Below are 16,592 nucleotides of genomic sequence, written 5' to 3' on the forward strand. Positions count from 1 at the left end.
CCATCACGGATTGATGAACATGAAACTGCATTGGCTTTCGCCACTCCCTCTCCTGGTCGCGTTGGCCTCGCCGGCCATGCTGGCGGCGGCGCCTCCAGCGCCTTCCAGGGCCCCGCTGCCCAGCGATCCAACCGATGATCCGCTGATGATCAGCGCGGGCTTCCTGAACGGTCATCCCGACCTGCGCTTCCGCATGCTGGGCATGGAAAAACAGCGCGCCAACGACCTGCCCGCTGCATTTGCGTTCTTCCAGCGCGCCGGCTTCTACGGGGACAAGGTCTCGCAGGCAAGGGTCGCTGAAATGCTGTGGAACGGCACTGGCACGGAGGTCGACCGCCCGCTGGCCTACGTCTGGATGGACCTGGCTGCCGAGCGTGGCTACAAGGGCTTCGTCGAACTGCGCGAACGCTACTGGGCCGCGCTGGATGAACACCAACGCAACCAGGCCATCGGCCAGGGCGAAGCGGTGTATGCACGGTTTGGAGACGCTGCCGCCGAGCCACGCCTCGCATTGGCAATGCGGCGTGAACAGAAGCGCATGACCGGCAGCCGCACAGGCTTTGCGGGCAACGTCAAGATTCTCGTGCCGGGCCCGAATGGCACCACTGAACAGATTGATGGCAGCAAGTTCTACGACACCCGTTACTGGGACCCGCAGCTGTACCGGCAATGGCAGGACAGCATCTGGTCGACACCGCGGGTGGGACGCGTGGAAATTGGCAACGTGGCCCCGGTTTCCACCGAAAACCAGGCGCGTAGCCGAATCCCCGATGTTGCTCCACAGGTTGACGCCCCCGAGCCGGTGACCGGGGACGAACCGCCCCAGCCGACCCCTGGCCTGCGCTGAGGGCGCACCGCGCCCCCCAACGGACCATGCCGATCCTGCCTGCTGGCGACCGACCACCGCCAGGGCAGGCCGGCTTGCCATTGACCATGACCTTCGACACCCTTGCAGGTCTGGCCGGCGGCGTATCGTTCGGCCCACGGCCGCGCCTGCGGCCACTCCCTGACTCACTCGGCCCGGAGGCCATTCAAGTGACCCGTACTCCCAAGATCGTGCTGCTGACCCTGGCCGTTTCGGCCGCGCTGGTCGGCTGCGGCAAGACTGAAGCCCCGGCCAAGGACGCCGCCGCCTCCGCCCCGGCCACGGCCGAAGCCACCACCTATAAGCTGGACGAGAGCAAGCTGCCGGCCTACAACGCCTTCCAGCCGAGCGACCTGGACACCACCAAGGACGCCTGCACCGCCTTCGGCGACTACGTCAACAGCAAGTGGCTGGCCGCCAATGAAATCCCGGGCGACCGCACCAGCTGGGGCGCGTTCACCATCCTCGACGAGCGCTCGGTGGCCGTGCAGCACCAGCTGGCCGAACAGGTCGCGCAGGTCAAGAACCCGAACCACATCGAGAAGATCGTCGGCGACCTGTGGGCCACCGGCATGGACGAAGCCAAGATCAACGCACAGGGCATCGAGCCGCTGAAGGCCGACCTGACCGCGATCGACGGCCTGCAGGACAAGGCGGCCATCGCCGACTACCTGCGCACCAGTGCCGCCAAGGGCGACAACCTCCTGTTCGGCTTCGGTGCCGAAGCCGACTTCAAGAACTCGGCCGTGAACATGGCCTACGCCAGCCAGGGCGGCCTGGGCCTGCCGGATACCACCTATTACACCGACGCCAAGAACGCCGACAAGCTGAAGGCCTATCAGGCGCACGTGGCCAAGGTGCTGGAACTGTCCGGCGTCGCCGCTGCCGATGCCGCCAAGCAGGCGGAAGAGGTCGTCAAGTTCGAGACCCGCCTGGCCAAGGCCTCCAAGTCGCGCGTCGAGCTGTCGCGCAATGTCGAGCTGTACTACAACCCGGTCACCCTGGCCGACGCCGACAAGCTGACCCCGAACTTCAGCTGGACCGAATTCTTCAAGTCGCAGGGCGTGGCCGCACCGGAGAAGTTCTCGCTGGCCATGCCGGCCTTCCATGAGGAAGTGAGCAAGGCGCTGGGCGACACCGATCCGTCGGTGTGGCGCGCCTACCTGCGCTTCCACACCGTGGACAGCGCCTCGCCGTACCTGGCCGACGCGTTCGTGCAGGAGAACTACGAGTTCTACGGCAAGACCCTCAACGGCCAGAAGGAACAGAAGCCGCGCTGGAAGCGCGTGCTGGGCACCATCGAGAATGACGCCGGCGAAGCCTTCGGCCAGCTGTACGTGAAGGTGGCCTTCTCGCCGGAAGCCAAGGCGAAGATGGAAGAGCTGGTGAAGAACCTGGCTGCCTCGCTGAAGGACCGCATCCAGGGTCTGAGCTGGATGAGCGAGGAAACCAAGGCCAAGGCCATCGCCAAGTGGGAAACCTTCACCCCGAAGATCGGTTACCCGGACAAGTGGCGTGACTGGTCGGGCCTGCAGACCCAGCGCGACAGCTTCCTGGGCAACGTGCGCGCGGCCAACGAGTTCAACTACAAGTTCAACCTGTCCAAGATCGGCAAGCCGGTGGACAAGACCGAGTGGGGCATGACCCCGCAGACCGTCAACGCCTACTACAACCCGCTGCAGAACGAGATCGTGTTCCCGGCCGCCATCCTGCAGCCGCCGTTCTTCGACCCCAAGGCCGACGACGCGCTGAACTACGGCGGCATCGGTGCGGTGATCGGCCATGAGATGACCCACGGTTACGACGACCAGGGTGCGCGCTTCGGGCCGACCGGCAACATGGAAGACTGGTGGACCCCGGCCGACAAGAAGAACTTCGAAGGCCTGACCGGCAAGCTGGTCAAGCAGTTCGACCAGTACAAGGTCGACGGCCAGGCGGTGAACGGCCACCTGACCCTGGGCGAGAACATCGCCGACCTGGGCGGCCTGGCTACCGCCTACGACGCCCTGCAGAAGGCCACCGCCGGCAAGGAAGATGCCAAGGTCGACGGCTTCACCCGCGACCAGCGCTTCTTCTTCAACTGGGCCACCGTGTGGCGCACCAAGTACACCCCGGAAAACGCCAAGGTCCGCCTGGCTACCGACCCGCACGCCCCGGCGCAGTTCCGCGCCATGGGTGCGCCGTCGAACCTGCCGACCTTCGCTGCCGCGTTCCAGTGCAAGGCCGGTTCGCCGATGGCCCGCACCGGCGAGCAGCAGGTGGTGATCTGGTAAGCCACGGCTGACGCTGCGGCAGACCTGCAAGGGCCCGGGACTTCCCGGGCCTTTGCTTTTTTGCGATGCCCGCCGTCCACGCAAGGCGTGGCACCCCTGCCGACCACGCCGTGACGCGTGCATGTCGCGCGCCTCCCCGCGCCCGGTGGCAGCGCCGCGCGATGCCCGGCAGACGGCGCGTGATGTGTGCATGCCGCGCCCATGCCCGGCTTGCTATAGTGCGCGCGCCCTCAATCCATCACGGATTCGTTCCACATGCCCAATTTCCGTCCGCTTGCCATCGCCCTGGGCATCAGCCTGGCGACCCTGGTCCCGACCCACGATGCGTTCGCTGCCGCCAAGAAGAAGGCCGCTCGCGCCCCGGCCGTCAGCGCCCAGTGCAGCGACTTCTACGACGCCACCAATGCAGGCTGGCTGAAGGCCAACCCGGTGCCGCAGACCGGCGCCACCACCGCGCTCGGCCAGCTGGTCGAGCGCAGCCGCCAGCAGCAGCGTGAACTGCTCGACGCCGCGATGAAGTCGCCGCAGGGCAACGTGCAGAAGCTGCTGGGCGACTTCTGGGCCAGCGGCCTGGACGAGGCAGCAGTGGAAGCGGACGGCTCCAACCCGATCGCGCCGCTGCTGACCCGCATCAATGCCATCAAGAAGGCCAAGGATGTGCCGGCGTCGATCGCCGCGCTGCACCAGGTCGGCATCCCGGTGGCCTTCAACTTTGGCCCGGACGTCGATCTGAAGGCACTCGATCGTCACATCGGCTACTTCATGCAGGGTGGCATGGGCCTGCCGGATCCGGCGTTCTATACCCGCACCGACGCCGACACCGTGGCCCTGATGGGCCGCTACCGCACCTACGTGAAGCAGATCCTGGCACTGACCGGCACGCCGGCGGCCAAGCTCGATGCCGAGTCGCAGTCGGTGATCGCACTGGAGACCGAGCTGGCGCGCAACGCGCAGTCGCTGGCCGGGATCAACAACCCGTTCAACAACTACGCGCCGATCTCCACCAAGGAGCTCAACAGCCGCTACCGCAACCTGCAGCTGGACGCGTTCCTGAAGGCCCAGGGCGTGGACGACGACCTGGTTTCGCTGGCCGACCCGGGCCTGTTCAAGCAGCTCGATGGCATGGTCACCAAGCTCAAGCCGGACCAGTGGAAGGCCTACCTGCGCTGGCGCGTGGGCGACTCGATGGCGCCCTACCTGTCCAAGGCCTACCGCGACGCGGAGTTTGAGTTCCGTGGCCGCGTGCTGCGTGGCGAAACGCTGCCGCCGCAGCGTTGGGAAGATGTGCTGGAGGCGATCAACGTGGCCGCCGGTCCGATGCTCGGCCGCGAATACGCGGCCCGTTACCTGTCGGCCGAAGACCGTCGCCAGGCCGCATGGATCGTCGACAAGGTGCGCGAAGTGCAGATCGAGGCGGTCAAGAACAGCAGCTGGATGAGTGCCGAAGCCAAGACCGAAGCGCAGTCCAAGCTGGCCGCGCTGAAGATCGAGATCGGCACCCCGCTGCGTGATCTCGACTACAGCGTGCAGCCGATGGGCCGCGGTTCGTTCGGCGGCAACATGCTGATCGCGTCGACCTGGCGCCACCGCGAGGAAATGAAGCGCATCGGCAAGGGCAACGCCGACCGCCGCTGGGACGTGCTGCCGCAGCAGCCGTCGCTGGCCTACGATCTGGCGCAGAACCGCCTGATCGTCACCGCTGCGATCCTGCAGGGCCCGGTGTTCAACGCCAAGGCCGATGCCGCCGACAAGTTCGGCAGTTTCGGTGGCCTGGTCGGCCATGAGCTGACCCGTGCGATCGATGCCAAGGGCGCACTGGTCGATGCCAAGGGCGAACTGCGCAGCTGGTGGACGCCGGCCGACAAGACCGCCTGGACCCTGCTCGGCAACCGCGTCGCCGCGCAGTACAGCGCCTACGATTTCCCGGGCGTGAAGGGTGCCAAGGTCAACGGCACGCTCACCCAGGAAGAGAACCTGGCCGACATCGCCGGGCTGGAACTGGCCTGGGCCGCATACACCGCGCAGGAGCCGAAGGCCAAGCCGGCACAGCAGCAGGGCTTCTTCCGCGCCTGGTCGGCGTTGTGGGCGCAGCAGCTGTCGCCGAACGAGGCCGCGCGCCGCTTGACCGCCGACATCCGCGCGCCGGGCCTGTGGCGCAGCAATGGCACGCTGGCCAATCTGCCGGCGTTCGGCGCCACCTTCAGCTGCAAGGCCGGCCAGCCGATGCAGCGCAGCGAAGCCGAGCAGATCAAGGTCTGGCGCTGAGCCTTCAGCGGCCGTGGTAACGCAAAGGGCGCCTTCGGGCGCCCTTTTTTTTGCGGGTGCAGCACGATCCCGGGTTAACACCGGGCATGCTATCGCTGCGGCTTCGTCCATCGCGGAGCCCCGACATGGCACACAAGAACACGATCTGCCTCTGGTACGACAACGACGCGCTCGAGGCCGCCACCTTCTATGCCGGCAACCTGCCCGACAGCGCGGTGACGGCCGTGCATCATGCCCCGGGCGACTATCCGGACGGCAAGGAAGGCGACGTGCTGACCGTTGAATTCACGGTCTGCGGCATCCCCTGCGTCGGGCTCAACGGCGGACCTGCGTTCAAGCACAGCGAAGCGTTCTCGTTCCAGATCCAGACCGACGACCAGGCCGAGACCGACCGCCTCTGGGATGCGATCGTCGGCAATGGCGGACAGGAGAGCCAATGCGGATGGTGCAAGGACCGCTGGGGCATCTCGTGGCAGATCAGCCCACGCATCCTGATCGAAGCGGTGACCAGCCCGGACAAGGCGCTGGCCAAGCGCGCCTTCAACGCGATGATGCCGATGAAGAAGATCGACATCGCCACCCTCCAGGCCGCCATCCAAAAAGGGGACGGAGGGGATTAAGTCGTTTCTCCCCACCGCTGCTGACCCCGTGCGAATTGCGACTTAATCCCCTCCGTCCCCTTTTTCGAGGTGCTGATGTCCTGGGATGCGATCATCATCGGCGGTGGCCACAATGGCCTGGTCTGCGCGGCCTACCTGGCACGCGCCGGAAAGAAGGTGCGGGTGCTGGAGCGTCGTGGCGTTCTCGGCGGTGCTGCGGTCACCGAGGAGTTTCATCCAGGCTTCCGCAACTCGGTGGCGTCATACACCGTGTCGCTGCTGCAACCGAAGGTGATCGACGACCTGCAGTTGCATGCGCATGGGCTGCGCATCATCAATCGCCCGGCCAACAACTTCCTGCCGTTGCCCGACGACCGCTACCTGCTGTCGGCACCGGGCCGCACCCAGGCCGAAGTCGCCAGATTTTCCGAGCGGGATGCGCAGCGCCTGCCCGCCTACGAAGCGCGCCTGGAGATGTTCGCCGACGTGCTCCGCGCATGGGCCCTGCGTGCACCGCCGGATCTGGGCGTGGCCGGGGGTTGGCGTGCCCTGCCCGCACTGTGGCAGATGGGCCGCCTCGGCCGCGAGCTGGCGGTGCTGGATCCATCGCTGCGGCAGGAACTGCTGGACCTGTTCACGCTGTCGGCGGCCGAGTACCTGGACCGCTGGTTCGAGAGCGAGCCGATCAAGGCCCTGTTCGGCTTCGATGGCATTGTCGGCAACTATGCAAGCCCGTATACACCGGGCAGCGCTTACGTCCTGCTGCATCATGTGTTCGGCCAGTGCAATGGCGTGAAGGGTGCGTGGGGCCATGCGATCGGCGGCATGGGCGCAATCAGCCAGGCCATCGCCGCCGCTGCACGCGCGGCTGGCGCGGAACTGCAGGTGGACGCCGGCGTGCGACGCGTACTGGTTGAACACGGCAGTGCCGTGGGGGTGGAACTGGCCAACGGTGAAATCCTGCGTGCACGCGCGGTTATCGCCAACGTCAACCCGAAGCTGTTGTACGATCAGATGCTGGCCCCGGCACAGGTACCGGACGCGACCCGTGAACGCATGGCGAACTGGCGCTGCGGTTCCGGCACGTTCCGGATGAACGTGGCGCTGTCGCGGCTGCCGGACTTCCGCGCCCTGCCCGGCCCCGGCGATCACCTCAGCGCCGGCATCATCATGGCACCCAGCCTGGACTACATGGACCGCGCCTGGCTGGATGCGCGCCGCGACGGCTGGTCGCGCGAACCGATCGTGGAGATGCTGATTCCCAGCACGCTGGACGCTTCGCTGGCGCCGGTCGGCCGGCATGTGGCCAGTCTGTTCTGCCAGCACGTGGCACCGGTGCTGCCCGATGGACGTCACTGGGATGATCACCGTGACACGGTGGCCGATCTGATGATCGCGACCGTCGACCGGTATGCACCGGGCTTCGCCGACAGCGTGCTAGGCCGACAGGTGCTGTCGCCGCTGGACCTGGAACGCACCTTCGGCCTGGTCGGCGGTGACATCTTCCACGGCGCACTGAGCGCCAACCAGCTGTTCTCGGCACGGCCGATGGTCGGCCAGGCCGGCTATCGCGGCGCCCTGCCCGGGCTGTACCTGTGCGGTTCGGGCACACACCCCGGCGGTGGCGTCACCGGTGCGCCGGGGCACAACGCGGCGCAGGTGGTGCTGCAGGATCTGTAGAGGCGTGCCGACCAACGGTCGGCACCTACCGCGTGGGAGAAGGCGTGCCGACCAACGGTCGGCACCTACCGCGTGGGAGAAGGCGTGCCGACCAACGGTCGGCGCCTACAACGTCAAATGATCCTTCCGATCATTTGACGCTGCGCAGATGGTTGGGGCGCTTCGGTGGGCCGGGCGGGCGGCGCTTGAACGGCGGCTGCCCGCGCCAGTAGCGGATCAGCAACCAGCCGAACAGCATGCCGCCCAGGTGCGCGAAGTGGGCCACGCCCGGCTGCCAGCCGGTCATGCCCAGCACCAGTTCGCCCACGCCAAACAGGATCACGAAGGTGCGCGCCTTCATCGGGATCGGCGGGAACAGCAGCATCACCCGTTGGTCCGGGAACAGCATGCCGTAAGCGAGCAGCAGGCCGAACACGCCGCCGGAAGCGCCCAGCACCGTGGCAGGGTTTTCCAGCAGCGTACCCACCAGCAGCTGGCAGACACCGGCACCGGCCACGCAGACCAGGTAGTACAGCAGGAAGCGCTTCTCGCCCCAGGTCTGCTCCAGCGGCGCGCCGAACATGAAGACCGCCAGCATGTTGAAGAACAGGTGGCCGAAGCTGCCATGCAGGAAGCCATAGGTCAGCAGCTGCCACGGCTGGAAGTTGCCGCCGGGGGAGAACGCGTCGAAGCCCTGCTGCAGCGGTTGCAGCATGAACGGCTCGAAGGTCTGCATGCCGAGCAGGAACGGCTGCTGCAGCAGGAACAGGATCGCGTTGGCGATCAGCAGGGCCTTGGTGACGGTTGGCAGTCGCGGGAACATGGGAGCACCGGCATGGAACGGCCTCCATCATAGCCGCAGCACCGTGTGATGTTGGCGCGCCCCCCGGGATGCCCTGTTCAGTCGCCAGCGATGCTCAGCCGGGCCCCCACACAGCAGCATCCAGCGCCGCCGCCGGATCGGCCGCCGGCATCCGCACCCGGCCGTTTTCCACCTGCACGCCCTCGGCACGCAAGCGCTGCGACTGCTCGCGCCAGCCGGCCGACCCTTCCGCCATGGCGATGCGCCCATCCGAGCGCAGTACACGGTGCCAGGGCAGGTCGGGATCGTCGTTCTGGCCCAGGACGCGCGCGGCCAGGCGCGCACGCCCGGGCAGGCCAGCGCGCATCGCGACCTGGCCATAGCCCATCACCTGCCCCGCCGGGATCGCGCGGATCACCGCCAGGATGCGCGCACGCGCCTGCTCCGGGGTCAGCGCCGCAGCCGGGTCACCAGCAGCACGCCGATCAGCACCAGCACGGTGCCGGCGATCTGCGCCGGCCCCATCGGTTCGTCGAGCAGCCATAGGCTCATCACGATGGTGGAAACAGGGCCCAGCATACCGACCTGTGCGGCCAGCGACGAACCCACGCGCTGCACCGCCAGCATGATCGCCAGCACCGGCAGCACCGTGCACACCGTGGCGTTGACCAGCGACAGCCACTGTACCGGCGCCGGTGCCTGCCACAGCAACGGCAGCGGATGGGTCACTGCGAAATGCAGCAGCACCAGCACGCTGGCCACGCAGCTGGCATAGGCGGTCAGCCGCACCGCACCGATGCGCGCGACCACCTGCCCGCTGCCGAACAGGTACAGCGCATAGCTGAGCGCACTGCCCAGCACCAGCAGGCTGCCGACGATGATCTGGCCGCCCTCGCGCTGCAGGTCGTGCCCGAAGGCCAGCAGCACGCCGAGGTAACTCAGCACCAGCGCACCGATCTGCCAGCGGCCCGGCCGCTGGCGCGCCAGCAGCACGTTGATCAGCAGCACCAGGGTAGGGTTCAAGTACAGGATCAGCCGCTCAAGGGTCACGCTGATGTACTGCAGTCCCTGGAAGTCGAGCAGGCTGGACAGGTAGTAGCCGGTAAAGCCCAGCCACAGCACGCGGGCGCGATCAGCCCAGGACAGCGGCTCGGCCCGGCGCGCGGCCCACAGGGCCATCAGCACGAACAGCGGCAGCGCCATCAGCATGCGCAGCGCGAGCAGCGTGGTGGCATCGACGCCATGGCGCAGGCCGAGCTTGACGATGATCGCCTTGCCCGACGCGGCAATGGCGCCGATCGCGGCGAGGCCGATGCCGCCCAGCGCAATGCGCGGGGAAGCAGTGGCGATGCGGGAAGCGGGAGTGGACATCAGGACGACGGCGGGCCGCGCAGGGCGGCCCGGTAAGGCGTGGGGACGCCCATTGTCGCATGGGGGCGCCCGCTGCCCTGTAAAGCCACAACGGCCCGGCTCAGCGCATCAGCACCACTTCCTCGGCCGAGGTCGGGTGGATCGCCACGGTGTCGTCGAACTGGGCCTTGGTCGCGCCCATCTTCACCGCCACGGCAAAGCCCTGCAGGATCTCGTCGGCCGCTTCGCCCAGCAGGTGGATGCCCACCACGCGTTCTTCCGGGCCGGCACAGACCATCTTGAACAGGCTGCGCTGGGTGCCGTTGGCCAGCGCCTGCAGCATCGGGCGGAAGCGGCTGTGGTAGACGCTCACCTGGTCGAAACGCCGGCGCGCTTCTTCCTCGCTCATGCCCACCGCGCCCAGCGGCGGATGCGAGAACACCACGCTGGCCACGTTCTCGTAATCCATCTTCGACTGCGGGCGGCCCCCGAACAGCCGGTCCATCAACCGCCGCGACGCGGCCACCGCCACCGGGGTCAGGCCGACCTTGCCGGCGATGTCGCCGACCGCGTGCACGCTCGGCACACCGGTGGTCTGCCACTCGTCCACCTGCACCTGCTCATGCTCGCCAATGCCGATGCCGAGCGCTTCCAGACCCAGGCCCCGGCTGTTGCCGCGGCGGCCGGCAGCGAAGAACACCGCATCGAACACACTGTCCATCGGGCCGTCATGGCCGAACGCACGCACGCGCTCGCCATCGCGCTGCAGTTCGCGCAGGCGATAGCCGAAGTGGATCCGCACGCCCTGCTGTTTCAGGTTCTCGGCCAGCTGATCGGTCAGCTCGTAATCGAAGCGCTCCAGCAGGCGCTGCCCCCGTACCAGCAGGCTTACCCGGCTGCCCAGTGCCTGCAGCAGCCCGGCCAGTTCCACCGCGATATAACCGCCACCGATGATCGCGACCTCGGCCGGTGCCGCGCGCAGATCGAAGAAATCATCGGAGACCAGGCCCAGTTCCGCGCCGGGAATCTCCGGGCGCAGCGGGTGCGCGCCGGTGGCGATCAGGATGTGCTCGGCGCTGTAGCGCACGCCGTCGCTGCAGGCCACGGTATGCGCGTCGAGCAGATGGCCGCGCGCCGGAATCCGTACCACGCCGGTTTCATCCAGGCGCTTGTGGTAGCTGGTGTGGATGTTGCTGATGTAGGCATGCCGATGGATCACCAGTTCCTTCCACGACAGCGCCGGGCGTGCCTCGACATCGAAGCCCATCGCGTTGGCCAGGCCGATGCGCTCGTGCAGGTCGGCCGCCAGCCACATCGCCTTCTTCGGCACGCAGCCGACGTTGACGCAGGTGCCGCCCAGTTCACCCGGCTCCAGCAGCGCCACGCGCCGGCCATGCTGGGCCGCGCGGATCGCACCGGCCAGGCCGGCGGAGCCGCCGCCAAGGACGATCAGGTCGTAATCATAGGGTGCAGTGCTCATCGGAATCGCTCGCTCGGTAGGGGCAGGATCGATCACCAGCGCGCGGCCGCAGGACGTGATCGGCGATCCGCTGGCCACCACCGGTGCTCATGCTGATGCCGAGCATGCCATGCCCCGCCGCAAGCCAGGCGTGAGGACGCATGGGGCCGCGACCGATCAGCGCAGCGCATGCGCGCCCATCGCTCAGCCCTGCTCCGCACTGCGCCGCATCGGTGGCCACTGCCGGTAGGTCATCGCTCGCCACAGCCATTCCATCGGACCAAAGCGGAAGCGCGCCAGCCACGCGTGCGAAACAGCCACCTGCGCTGCGAACACCAGCAACGCGAACAGCAACTGCACGCTGCGCGGCATCCGCTCGAACCCACCCAGGCCATAGTGGTAGAACAGCCAGGTACACAGCAACGACTGGGCCAGGTAGTGGGTCAATGCCATGCGCCCGACCGGCGCCAGCCATCCCAGCCGCGCGCGCCAATGCACGATCCACGCCAGGTAACCCAGGCACATCGGCAGCCCGCCGATCGTCACCAGTGCCATCGCTGCGGTCACCGGCAGGTCGTAGGCGCCCGGTGCCAGATACGGCTTCCAGGCAACGCCGAGCAGCGTGACCGCCAGGCCCAGCGGCAGTGCCACCCAACGCAGCAGCGCGTACAGCCGTGGGAAGCGCTCGGGTGAAGCCAGTGCGCCGCTGGCGGTGAACCAGCTGCCGATCAGGAACATGCCCAGCACTTCCGGACCGGTGATCAGCAGCGCGCCCATCGACGATCCGAACTCGTGCAGGCGCTGCGCGGTGGCCTGCATCCAGCTGCCGTGGCCGTAGACCAGGCGCTGCTGCGCGATGGCCTGCTGTGCTTCGGCGAGCATCTTCTGCACATCCTCCGCCGAAGCCATCGACACCATCGCGCCCACCAGCAGCATCATCGCCACGCCGCCCAGGTAGACCGTCACGCCCATCCATGGCAGCCAGCTGCGCGGCGCCTCGCGGCAGGCCAGCAGCGGCAACGAGACCAACGCGTACATCACCAGGATGTCGCCGGACCAGACCAGCAGCGCGTGGCACAGGCCGATCAGCAGCAGGCCAGCGCTGCGGCGCAGGTAGAACGGCGTGAACGCGCGCCCGGCCACCTCGGCGCGCTGCGCCATCACTGCGAAGCCGGCGCCGAACAGCAGCGAGAACAGGGTGAAGAACTTGCCCTGTACGAACACGTAGACCAACGCATCGGCCCAGGAGTCGATGCCCTGCCAGTGCGTGTCGATGCCGGTGAAGGCCAGGTCCAGCGGGCCGCTGAAGGCCTCGATGTTCATCAGCAGGATGCCCAGCAGTGCCGCGCCGCGCAGTACGTCCAGCACCGCGATGCGTTCGCCGGAGGCCATCGGCTGCAGGGAAGGAGAAACAGCGTTCACGGGGCGTCCGTCGGGCAGGTCCGCCATTATGCCGCCGGCCCGCGCGGCATGGACGCCCGCGTCGTGGCCCGGAAACACAACGGCCCGCCGAAGCGGGCCGTCGCTGCCATCACGATCGCGCTGCGATCAGTGCTGGTGACCACCGTCGCCATGGACGTGGCCGTGGTCCAGCTCTTCCTTGCCGGCTTCGCGCACGTCGACGATTTCGACGTCGAAGTGCAGGTCCTTGCCGGCCATCGGGTGGTTCAGGTCGACGTCGACGACGCTCATGCCGACCTTCTGCACGGTCACCGCACGCGGGCCGAAGTTGGTCTGCAGCACCACCTGCTGGCCCGGCGCCAGCTTGGTGTTGCCGAAGTGCTTCTTCGGCACGCGCTGGGACAGGCCCTCACGGCGCTCGCCGTAGGCGTCGGCCGCCTTGACGTCGACGTTGAACGTCGCGCCGGCTTCCTTGTCCATCATGGCGTTTTCCAGGCCCGGGATGATGTTGCCGTGGCCGATCAGGATCGCCAGCGGCTCGCCGCGGTCCTTGGACGATTCGATCGGCTCCTGGCCGACTTCGGAAACGGTGTAGTGGAAGCGGACAACGCGGTCTTTTTCGATCTTCATGCGCAACTCTGTCTGGATCTGCCGGAGGCAGGCGGGTTGGGGCGGGTTGTCGCCCGACGGGGACGCCGCCATCATGACGGCCAATCCAAGGTGGCGCATTATCCGGAGATCATGCACATCACGCCAGTTTCGTCCGGCCCGCGCCGGTTCCTTGCCCCGGCCCTGCTGCTGGCGCTACCCCTGCTGATGACCGCCTGCGGCGGCGGCAAGGCCACCCGTCCGGCCCCGCCGCCGCCGACCGCGAACTGGCCAAAGACCGTGCCGGACAACCCCGAGGCCGCCAACTCGGTGCTGATGCGCGCCATCAGCCTGGTCGGCACGCCCTACCGCTATGGCGGCAATACCCCGGACTCGGGCTTCGACTGCAGCGGCCTGGTCGCCTATGTCTACCGCGAGATGCTGGACCTGCGGCTGCCGCGCACCTCGCGCGACCTCGCTGCGGTACAGGGCCCGAAGATCGATCCGCAGCGCCTGGCCACCGGCGACCTGGTGTTCTTCGGCAGTCGCGGCAGCGTCACCCACGTCGGCATCTATGTGGGTGAAGGACGCTTCGTGCACGCGCCGAGCACCGGCGGCACGGTGCGCCTGGACTCGCTCAGTGGACCTTACTGGAAGGACCACTACACAGGGGCGAAACGCGTCCTTCGCTAAAATGAACAGGCGATATGTTCAAAACTGTGACGACAATCACCATGCAACTAACGAATTACTAACGGAATTTTTAACTTATCCGCGCTTTTACAGGGCATGATGCCCCATCGTTTTTTTCCTGTGACCGACGCGTGACGACTGACGACCTGAAAAGCGAAGGCCAGACTTCCGTATCTTCACGTGGTGCCCGCCCGCTGCTGCTTGGCCTGGCACTGTGCCTGACCAGCCTTCCGGCCTGGTCGCAGACGGTTCCGAACCGTTCCGATGCACCCGCGGCCCCAGTGGCCGAGAGCACCGCCCGACCGGCCGCCAAGGCCGAGGCTGCCGCTCCCCAGCGCAGCCGCGTCGATGCCGCCGCCAGCGCCACGCTGGCCGCGCTGCTGCCGCACCTGGCCGCCAACGACACCATTCCGCTGATGGACCGCTCGGCCGTGGTGGCTGGTGACCTCAGCCGCCTGCTCGCCAATTACGACACCAGCAGCGCCGCCAATGGCAGCGTCGTCGGCACCGCCGCGGACAACGGCAAGGTGCAGTCGCTGCTGCGCCGCGCGATGACCCTGCTGGGTACCCCCTACCGGTGGGGTGGCAGCAATCCGGACAGCGGCTTCGACTGCAGCGGCCTGGTCGGCTACGTGTTCCGCTCGGCCCTGGGCATCGAGCTGCCGCGTGTCTCGCGCGAGATGGCGCACGATGACAACGCCGAGCTGATCAACGACCGCACCGCGCTGGCGGCCGGTGACCTGGTCTTCTTCGGCCGCAAGGGCCGCGTCGACCACGTCGGCATCTACGTGGGCGACGGCCGCTTCCTGCACGCACCGAGCTCGGGCAAGGACGTGCGCGTGGACACCCTGCTCAGTGGCTACTGGGGCAACAAGTTCATGCAGGCTCGCCGGGTCGACCTCTGACCGGCTGGCGCCACGGCGCCGCCTGATACGCAAAGCAAAGCCGCTGCCCTGCAGCGGCTTTTTTGTTGGGCCCGCGTAATGGTGGGTCGCTGCCGACCTGGGTCGGCACCGCCCTCATCCACGCATGGCGTGGATCTACTGACCTCTGGTGGGGGCTGACCTTTGGTGGGTGCCGGCCTTGGTCGGCACCGTCTCCATCCACGCATGGCGTGGATCTACCAGGCCCGGCTTGACCGCCACCGCGCCAGCCAGCTCCCAGACAAGAAGCCCGCCGGTTTACGGCGGGCCTTTCATCTCCACGCAACCTCAGCCGCGTGGTGGTGTCGGGTCGGGGTCGTCCACGCCCACGTTGCTGGACGGGTTGTCATACACCGCCTGGTCCAGCAGCCCGGTCTCCTTGGCCACGATCACCGGCACCAGCATCTGGCCCGTCACGTTCGTCATCGTGCGCATCATGTCCAGGATGCGGTCGATGGCGTACAGGTAGCCGATGGTCTCCAGCGGCAGGTTCGCTGCGCTCAGCACCACCGTGGCCATGATCACCGCGGTCCCCGGCACGCCGGCCGTACCGAAGCTGCCCAGCACCGAAGCGATCAGCACCACCACGTACTGTTCCGGGGTCAGCGGCACGCCGCTGTACTGCGCGATGAACACCGCGCACAGCGCCGGATAGATCGCGCCGCAGCCGTCCATCTTGATGCTGGCGCCCAGCGGCACCGCGAACGAGCCGTAGTCCTTGTTCACGCCCAGGTTGTGGGTGATCGAACGCAGTGCCACCGGCATCGCGGCGAAGCTGGACGAGCTGACGAAGGCCACCTGCATGCCCGGCGCCGCGCCGCGGAAGAACTTCAGTGGGTTCAGGCCGTGCGCCAGCAGCAGCGCGCTGTAGACCACCACGATGTGCAGGGCGCAGGCCACGTACAGGGCCAGCACGAAATGGCCCAGCGGCAGCAGCTTCTCGAAGCCATAGCTGCCGACCAGGCCGGCGATCAGGCCGAAGGTGCCGATCGGGGTGACTTCCAGCACGAAGCGGGTCACCTGGATCATGATGTCGCTCATCTGCCCGACCAGCTTGCGCGCCTCGGTCACCTTCTCGCCAAGCTTGACGATGGCAAAGCCGACCAGCCCGGCGAAGAAGATCACCGGCAGGATCGAGCCACGACCGGCCGCCAGCACGGTCTCCCCGGCCGCGTTGACCTTGGTGCCGATGCCGGACAGCGCGTAGAAGACATTGGCCGGCACCACGTCCAGCAGCACCTGCACCACGCTGGGCACTTCACGCGGCACGTAGTTGCTGGCCATTGTCAGCTGCAGGCCACCGGCGCCGGGCTGCAGCACGGTGCCCACGCCCAGCCCGACGCACACCGCCAATGCAGCGGTGATCACGAACCACAGGAAGGTACGGCCACTGAGCGCGGCCACCGACTTCTGCCCGTGCAGCGACGAGATCGCGTTGATGACCGCGAAGAACACCAGCGGCACGGCGATCATCTTGATCAGGGTGACGTACAGCTCGCCAAGTGGGCCGAACCACGTTTCCGCAGCGGGGCCGAGCGCCCAGCCAGCCAGCGCACCGAGCACGAAGCCACCGACCACGCGCTGCCAGAATGGAATCCGCAGCCAGGCAGAGACCAGCTTCATAGGCAATCCAGAGGGAAGGAAGGGATGCTGGCACGATAGCCCAACGCGGCCTGCGGAACGACCGCCCGACCGGCAAATCAGTGTGTCATCGG

The 16,592-nt window shown here is 67.3% G+C and carries 14 protein-coding genes and 1 pseudogene; 7 read left to right on the forward strand and 8 right to left on the reverse strand.

From position 1 onward, the window contains the following. The first annotated feature begins 19 nt into the window (after nucleotides 1-19). From AC5P9I_RS02080 to AC5P9I_RS02100, 5 genes are all read left to right on the forward strand, one after another. Nucleotides 20-847 carry an SEL1-like repeat protein gene (locus tag AC5P9I_RS02080; RefSeq protein WP_130767859.1) on the forward strand — a complete coding sequence of 276 codons (828 nt, stop codon included), beginning with the start codon at nucleotides 20-22 and terminating at the stop codon, nucleotides 845-847. A gap of 188 nt (nucleotides 848-1,035) precedes the next feature. Beyond that, the gene (locus AC5P9I_RS02085) at nucleotides 1,036-3,138 is read left to right on the forward strand and encodes a M13 family metallopeptidase (RefSeq protein WP_049470601.1); all 2,103 of its coding nucleotides are present in this window, start codon (nucleotides 1,036-1,038) and stop codon (nucleotides 3,136-3,138) included. Nucleotides 3,139-3,393: 255 nt separating this feature from the next. Then, nucleotides 3,394-5,403, forward strand: a complete 2,010-nt coding sequence (locus AC5P9I_RS02090; protein ID WP_049470597.1) for a M13 family metallopeptidase — start codon at nucleotides 3,394-3,396, stop codon at nucleotides 5,401-5,403. A gap of 125 nt (nucleotides 5,404-5,528) precedes the next feature. Further along, nucleotides 5,529-6,023 (forward strand): VOC family protein, encoded by a 495-nt coding sequence (locus tag AC5P9I_RS02095; RefSeq protein ID WP_064238948.1) that lies wholly within the window; start codon nucleotides 5,529-5,531, stop codon nucleotides 6,021-6,023. A gap of 75 nt (nucleotides 6,024-6,098) precedes the next feature. Next, nucleotides 6,099-7,682: a phytoene desaturase family protein gene (locus AC5P9I_RS02100; protein WP_049470679.1), complete on the forward strand. Its 1,584-nt coding sequence runs from the start codon at nucleotides 6,099-6,101 to the stop codon at nucleotides 7,680-7,682. A 130-nt stretch (nucleotides 7,683-7,812) separates the two neighbouring features. On the opposite strand, the gene AC5P9I_RS02105 is transcribed toward AC5P9I_RS02100, so the two are convergent. From AC5P9I_RS02105 to AC5P9I_RS02135, 7 genes and pseudogenes are all read right to left on the reverse strand, one after another. After that, complete coding sequence (locus AC5P9I_RS02105; RefSeq protein WP_049466863.1) at nucleotides 7,813-8,484, reverse strand: rhomboid family intramembrane serine protease; 672 nt, start codon at nucleotides 8,482-8,484, stop codon at nucleotides 7,813-7,815. A 94-nt stretch (nucleotides 8,485-8,578) separates the two neighbouring features. Next, nucleotides 8,579-9,007 carry an MGMT family protein gene (locus AC5P9I_RS02110; protein WP_223224825.1) on the reverse strand — a complete coding sequence of 143 codons (429 nt, stop codon included), beginning with the start codon at nucleotides 9,005-9,007 and terminating at the stop codon, nucleotides 8,579-8,581. After that, complete coding sequence (locus AC5P9I_RS02115) at nucleotides 8,914-9,834, reverse strand: DMT family transporter (protein WP_019660628.1); 921 nt, start codon at nucleotides 9,832-9,834, stop codon at nucleotides 8,914-8,916. Before AC5P9I_RS02115 ends, AC5P9I_RS02110 begins: the two co-directional genes overlap by 94 nt. A 100-nt stretch (nucleotides 9,835-9,934) precedes the next feature. Next, the gene (gene gorA / locus AC5P9I_RS02120; protein ID WP_049466873.1) at nucleotides 9,935-11,293 is read right to left on the reverse strand and encodes a glutathione-disulfide reductase; all 1,359 of its coding nucleotides are present in this window, start codon (nucleotides 11,291-11,293) and stop codon (nucleotides 9,935-9,937) included. After that, a pseudogene (locus AC5P9I_RS02125) lies at nucleotides 11,290-11,438 on the reverse strand (amino acid dehydrogenase); the annotation flags it as partial. The gene gorA and the pseudogene AC5P9I_RS02125, both read right to left, overlap by 4 nt. Before the next feature lie 38 nt (nucleotides 11,439-11,476). Continuing rightward, on the reverse strand, nucleotides 11,477-12,721 hold the full coding sequence (locus AC5P9I_RS02130; protein WP_049466868.1) for a DUF418 domain-containing protein: 1,245 nt from the start codon (nucleotides 12,719-12,721) through the stop codon (nucleotides 11,477-11,479). Between the two features lie 99 nt (nucleotides 12,722-12,820). Further along, nucleotides 12,821-13,303, reverse strand: a complete 483-nt coding sequence (locus AC5P9I_RS02135) for an FKBP-type peptidyl-prolyl cis-trans isomerase (protein WP_014647924.1) — start codon at nucleotides 13,301-13,303, stop codon at nucleotides 12,821-12,823. Nucleotides 13,304-13,414: 111 nt separating this feature from the next. Here AC5P9I_RS02135 and AC5P9I_RS02140 point away from each other — a divergent pair, with 111 nt between their 5' ends. Together AC5P9I_RS02140 and AC5P9I_RS02145 are read left to right on the forward strand one after the other, a co-directional pair. Then, nucleotides 13,415-13,954 carry a C40 family peptidase gene (locus AC5P9I_RS02140; RefSeq protein ID WP_014038010.1) on the forward strand — a complete coding sequence of 180 codons (540 nt, stop codon included), beginning with the start codon at nucleotides 13,415-13,417 and terminating at the stop codon, nucleotides 13,952-13,954. Between the two features lie 131 nt (nucleotides 13,955-14,085). Then, the gene (locus AC5P9I_RS02145; protein ID WP_053091670.1) at nucleotides 14,086-14,859 is read left to right on the forward strand and encodes a C40 family peptidase; all 774 of its coding nucleotides are present in this window, start codon (nucleotides 14,086-14,088) and stop codon (nucleotides 14,857-14,859) included. A 306-nt stretch (nucleotides 14,860-15,165) separates the two neighbouring features. Here the strand turns inward: AC5P9I_RS02145 and AC5P9I_RS02150 are convergent, their stop codons facing one another. After that, the gene (locus tag AC5P9I_RS02150; RefSeq protein ID WP_005410518.1) at nucleotides 15,166-16,500 is read right to left on the reverse strand and encodes a dicarboxylate/amino acid:cation symporter; all 1,335 of its coding nucleotides are present in this window, start codon (nucleotides 16,498-16,500) and stop codon (nucleotides 15,166-15,168) included. Nucleotides 16,501-16,592: the final 92 nt, after the last annotated feature.

This window comes from Stenotrophomonas sp. YJH_SMC_29, from assembly GCF_059371235.1.

Excerpts from the sequence above, each read along its gene's own strand:
- AC5P9I_RS02080 (WP_130767859.1), top strand. The coding sequence starts at position 20 with ATGAAACTGCATTGGCTTTCGCCACTCCCTCTCCTGGTCGCGTTGGCC.
- AC5P9I_RS02090 (WP_049470597.1), top strand. The coding sequence starts at position 3,394 with ATGCCCAATTTCCGTCCGCTTGCCATCGCCCTGGGCATCAGCCTGGCG.
- AC5P9I_RS02095 (WP_064238948.1), top strand. The coding sequence starts at position 5,529 with ATGGCACACAAGAACACGATCTGCCTCTGGTACGACAACGACGCGCTC.
- AC5P9I_RS02100 (WP_049470679.1), top strand. The coding sequence starts at position 6,099 with ATGTCCTGGGATGCGATCATCATCGGCGGTGGCCACAATGGCCTGGTC.
- AC5P9I_RS02105 (WP_049466863.1), bottom strand. The coding sequence starts at position 8,484 with ATGTTCCCGCGACTGCCAACCGTCACCAAGGCCCTGCTGATCGCCAAC.
- AC5P9I_RS02110 (WP_223224825.1), bottom strand. The coding sequence starts at position 9,007 with ATGGCTGCTCGACGAACCGATGGGGCCGGCGCAGATCGCCGGCACCGT.
- AC5P9I_RS02115 (WP_019660628.1), bottom strand. The coding sequence starts at position 9,834 with ATGTCCACTCCCGCTTCCCGCATCGCCACTGCTTCCCCGCGCATTGCG.
- gorA (WP_049466873.1), bottom strand. The coding sequence starts at position 11,293 with ATGAGCACTGCACCCTATGATTACGACCTGATCGTCCTTGGCGGCGGC.
- AC5P9I_RS02130 (WP_049466868.1), bottom strand. The coding sequence starts at position 12,721 with ATGGCGGACCTGCCCGACGGACGCCCCGTGAACGCTGTTTCTCCTTCC.
- AC5P9I_RS02135 (WP_014647924.1), bottom strand. The coding sequence starts at position 13,303 with ATGAAGATCGAAAAAGACCGCGTTGTCCGCTTCCACTACACCGTTTCC.
- AC5P9I_RS02140 (WP_014038010.1), top strand. The coding sequence starts at position 13,415 with ATGCACATCACGCCAGTTTCGTCCGGCCCGCGCCGGTTCCTTGCCCCG.
- AC5P9I_RS02150 (WP_005410518.1), bottom strand. The coding sequence starts at position 16,500 with ATGAAGCTGGTCTCTGCCTGGCTGCGGATTCCATTCTGGCAGCGCGTG.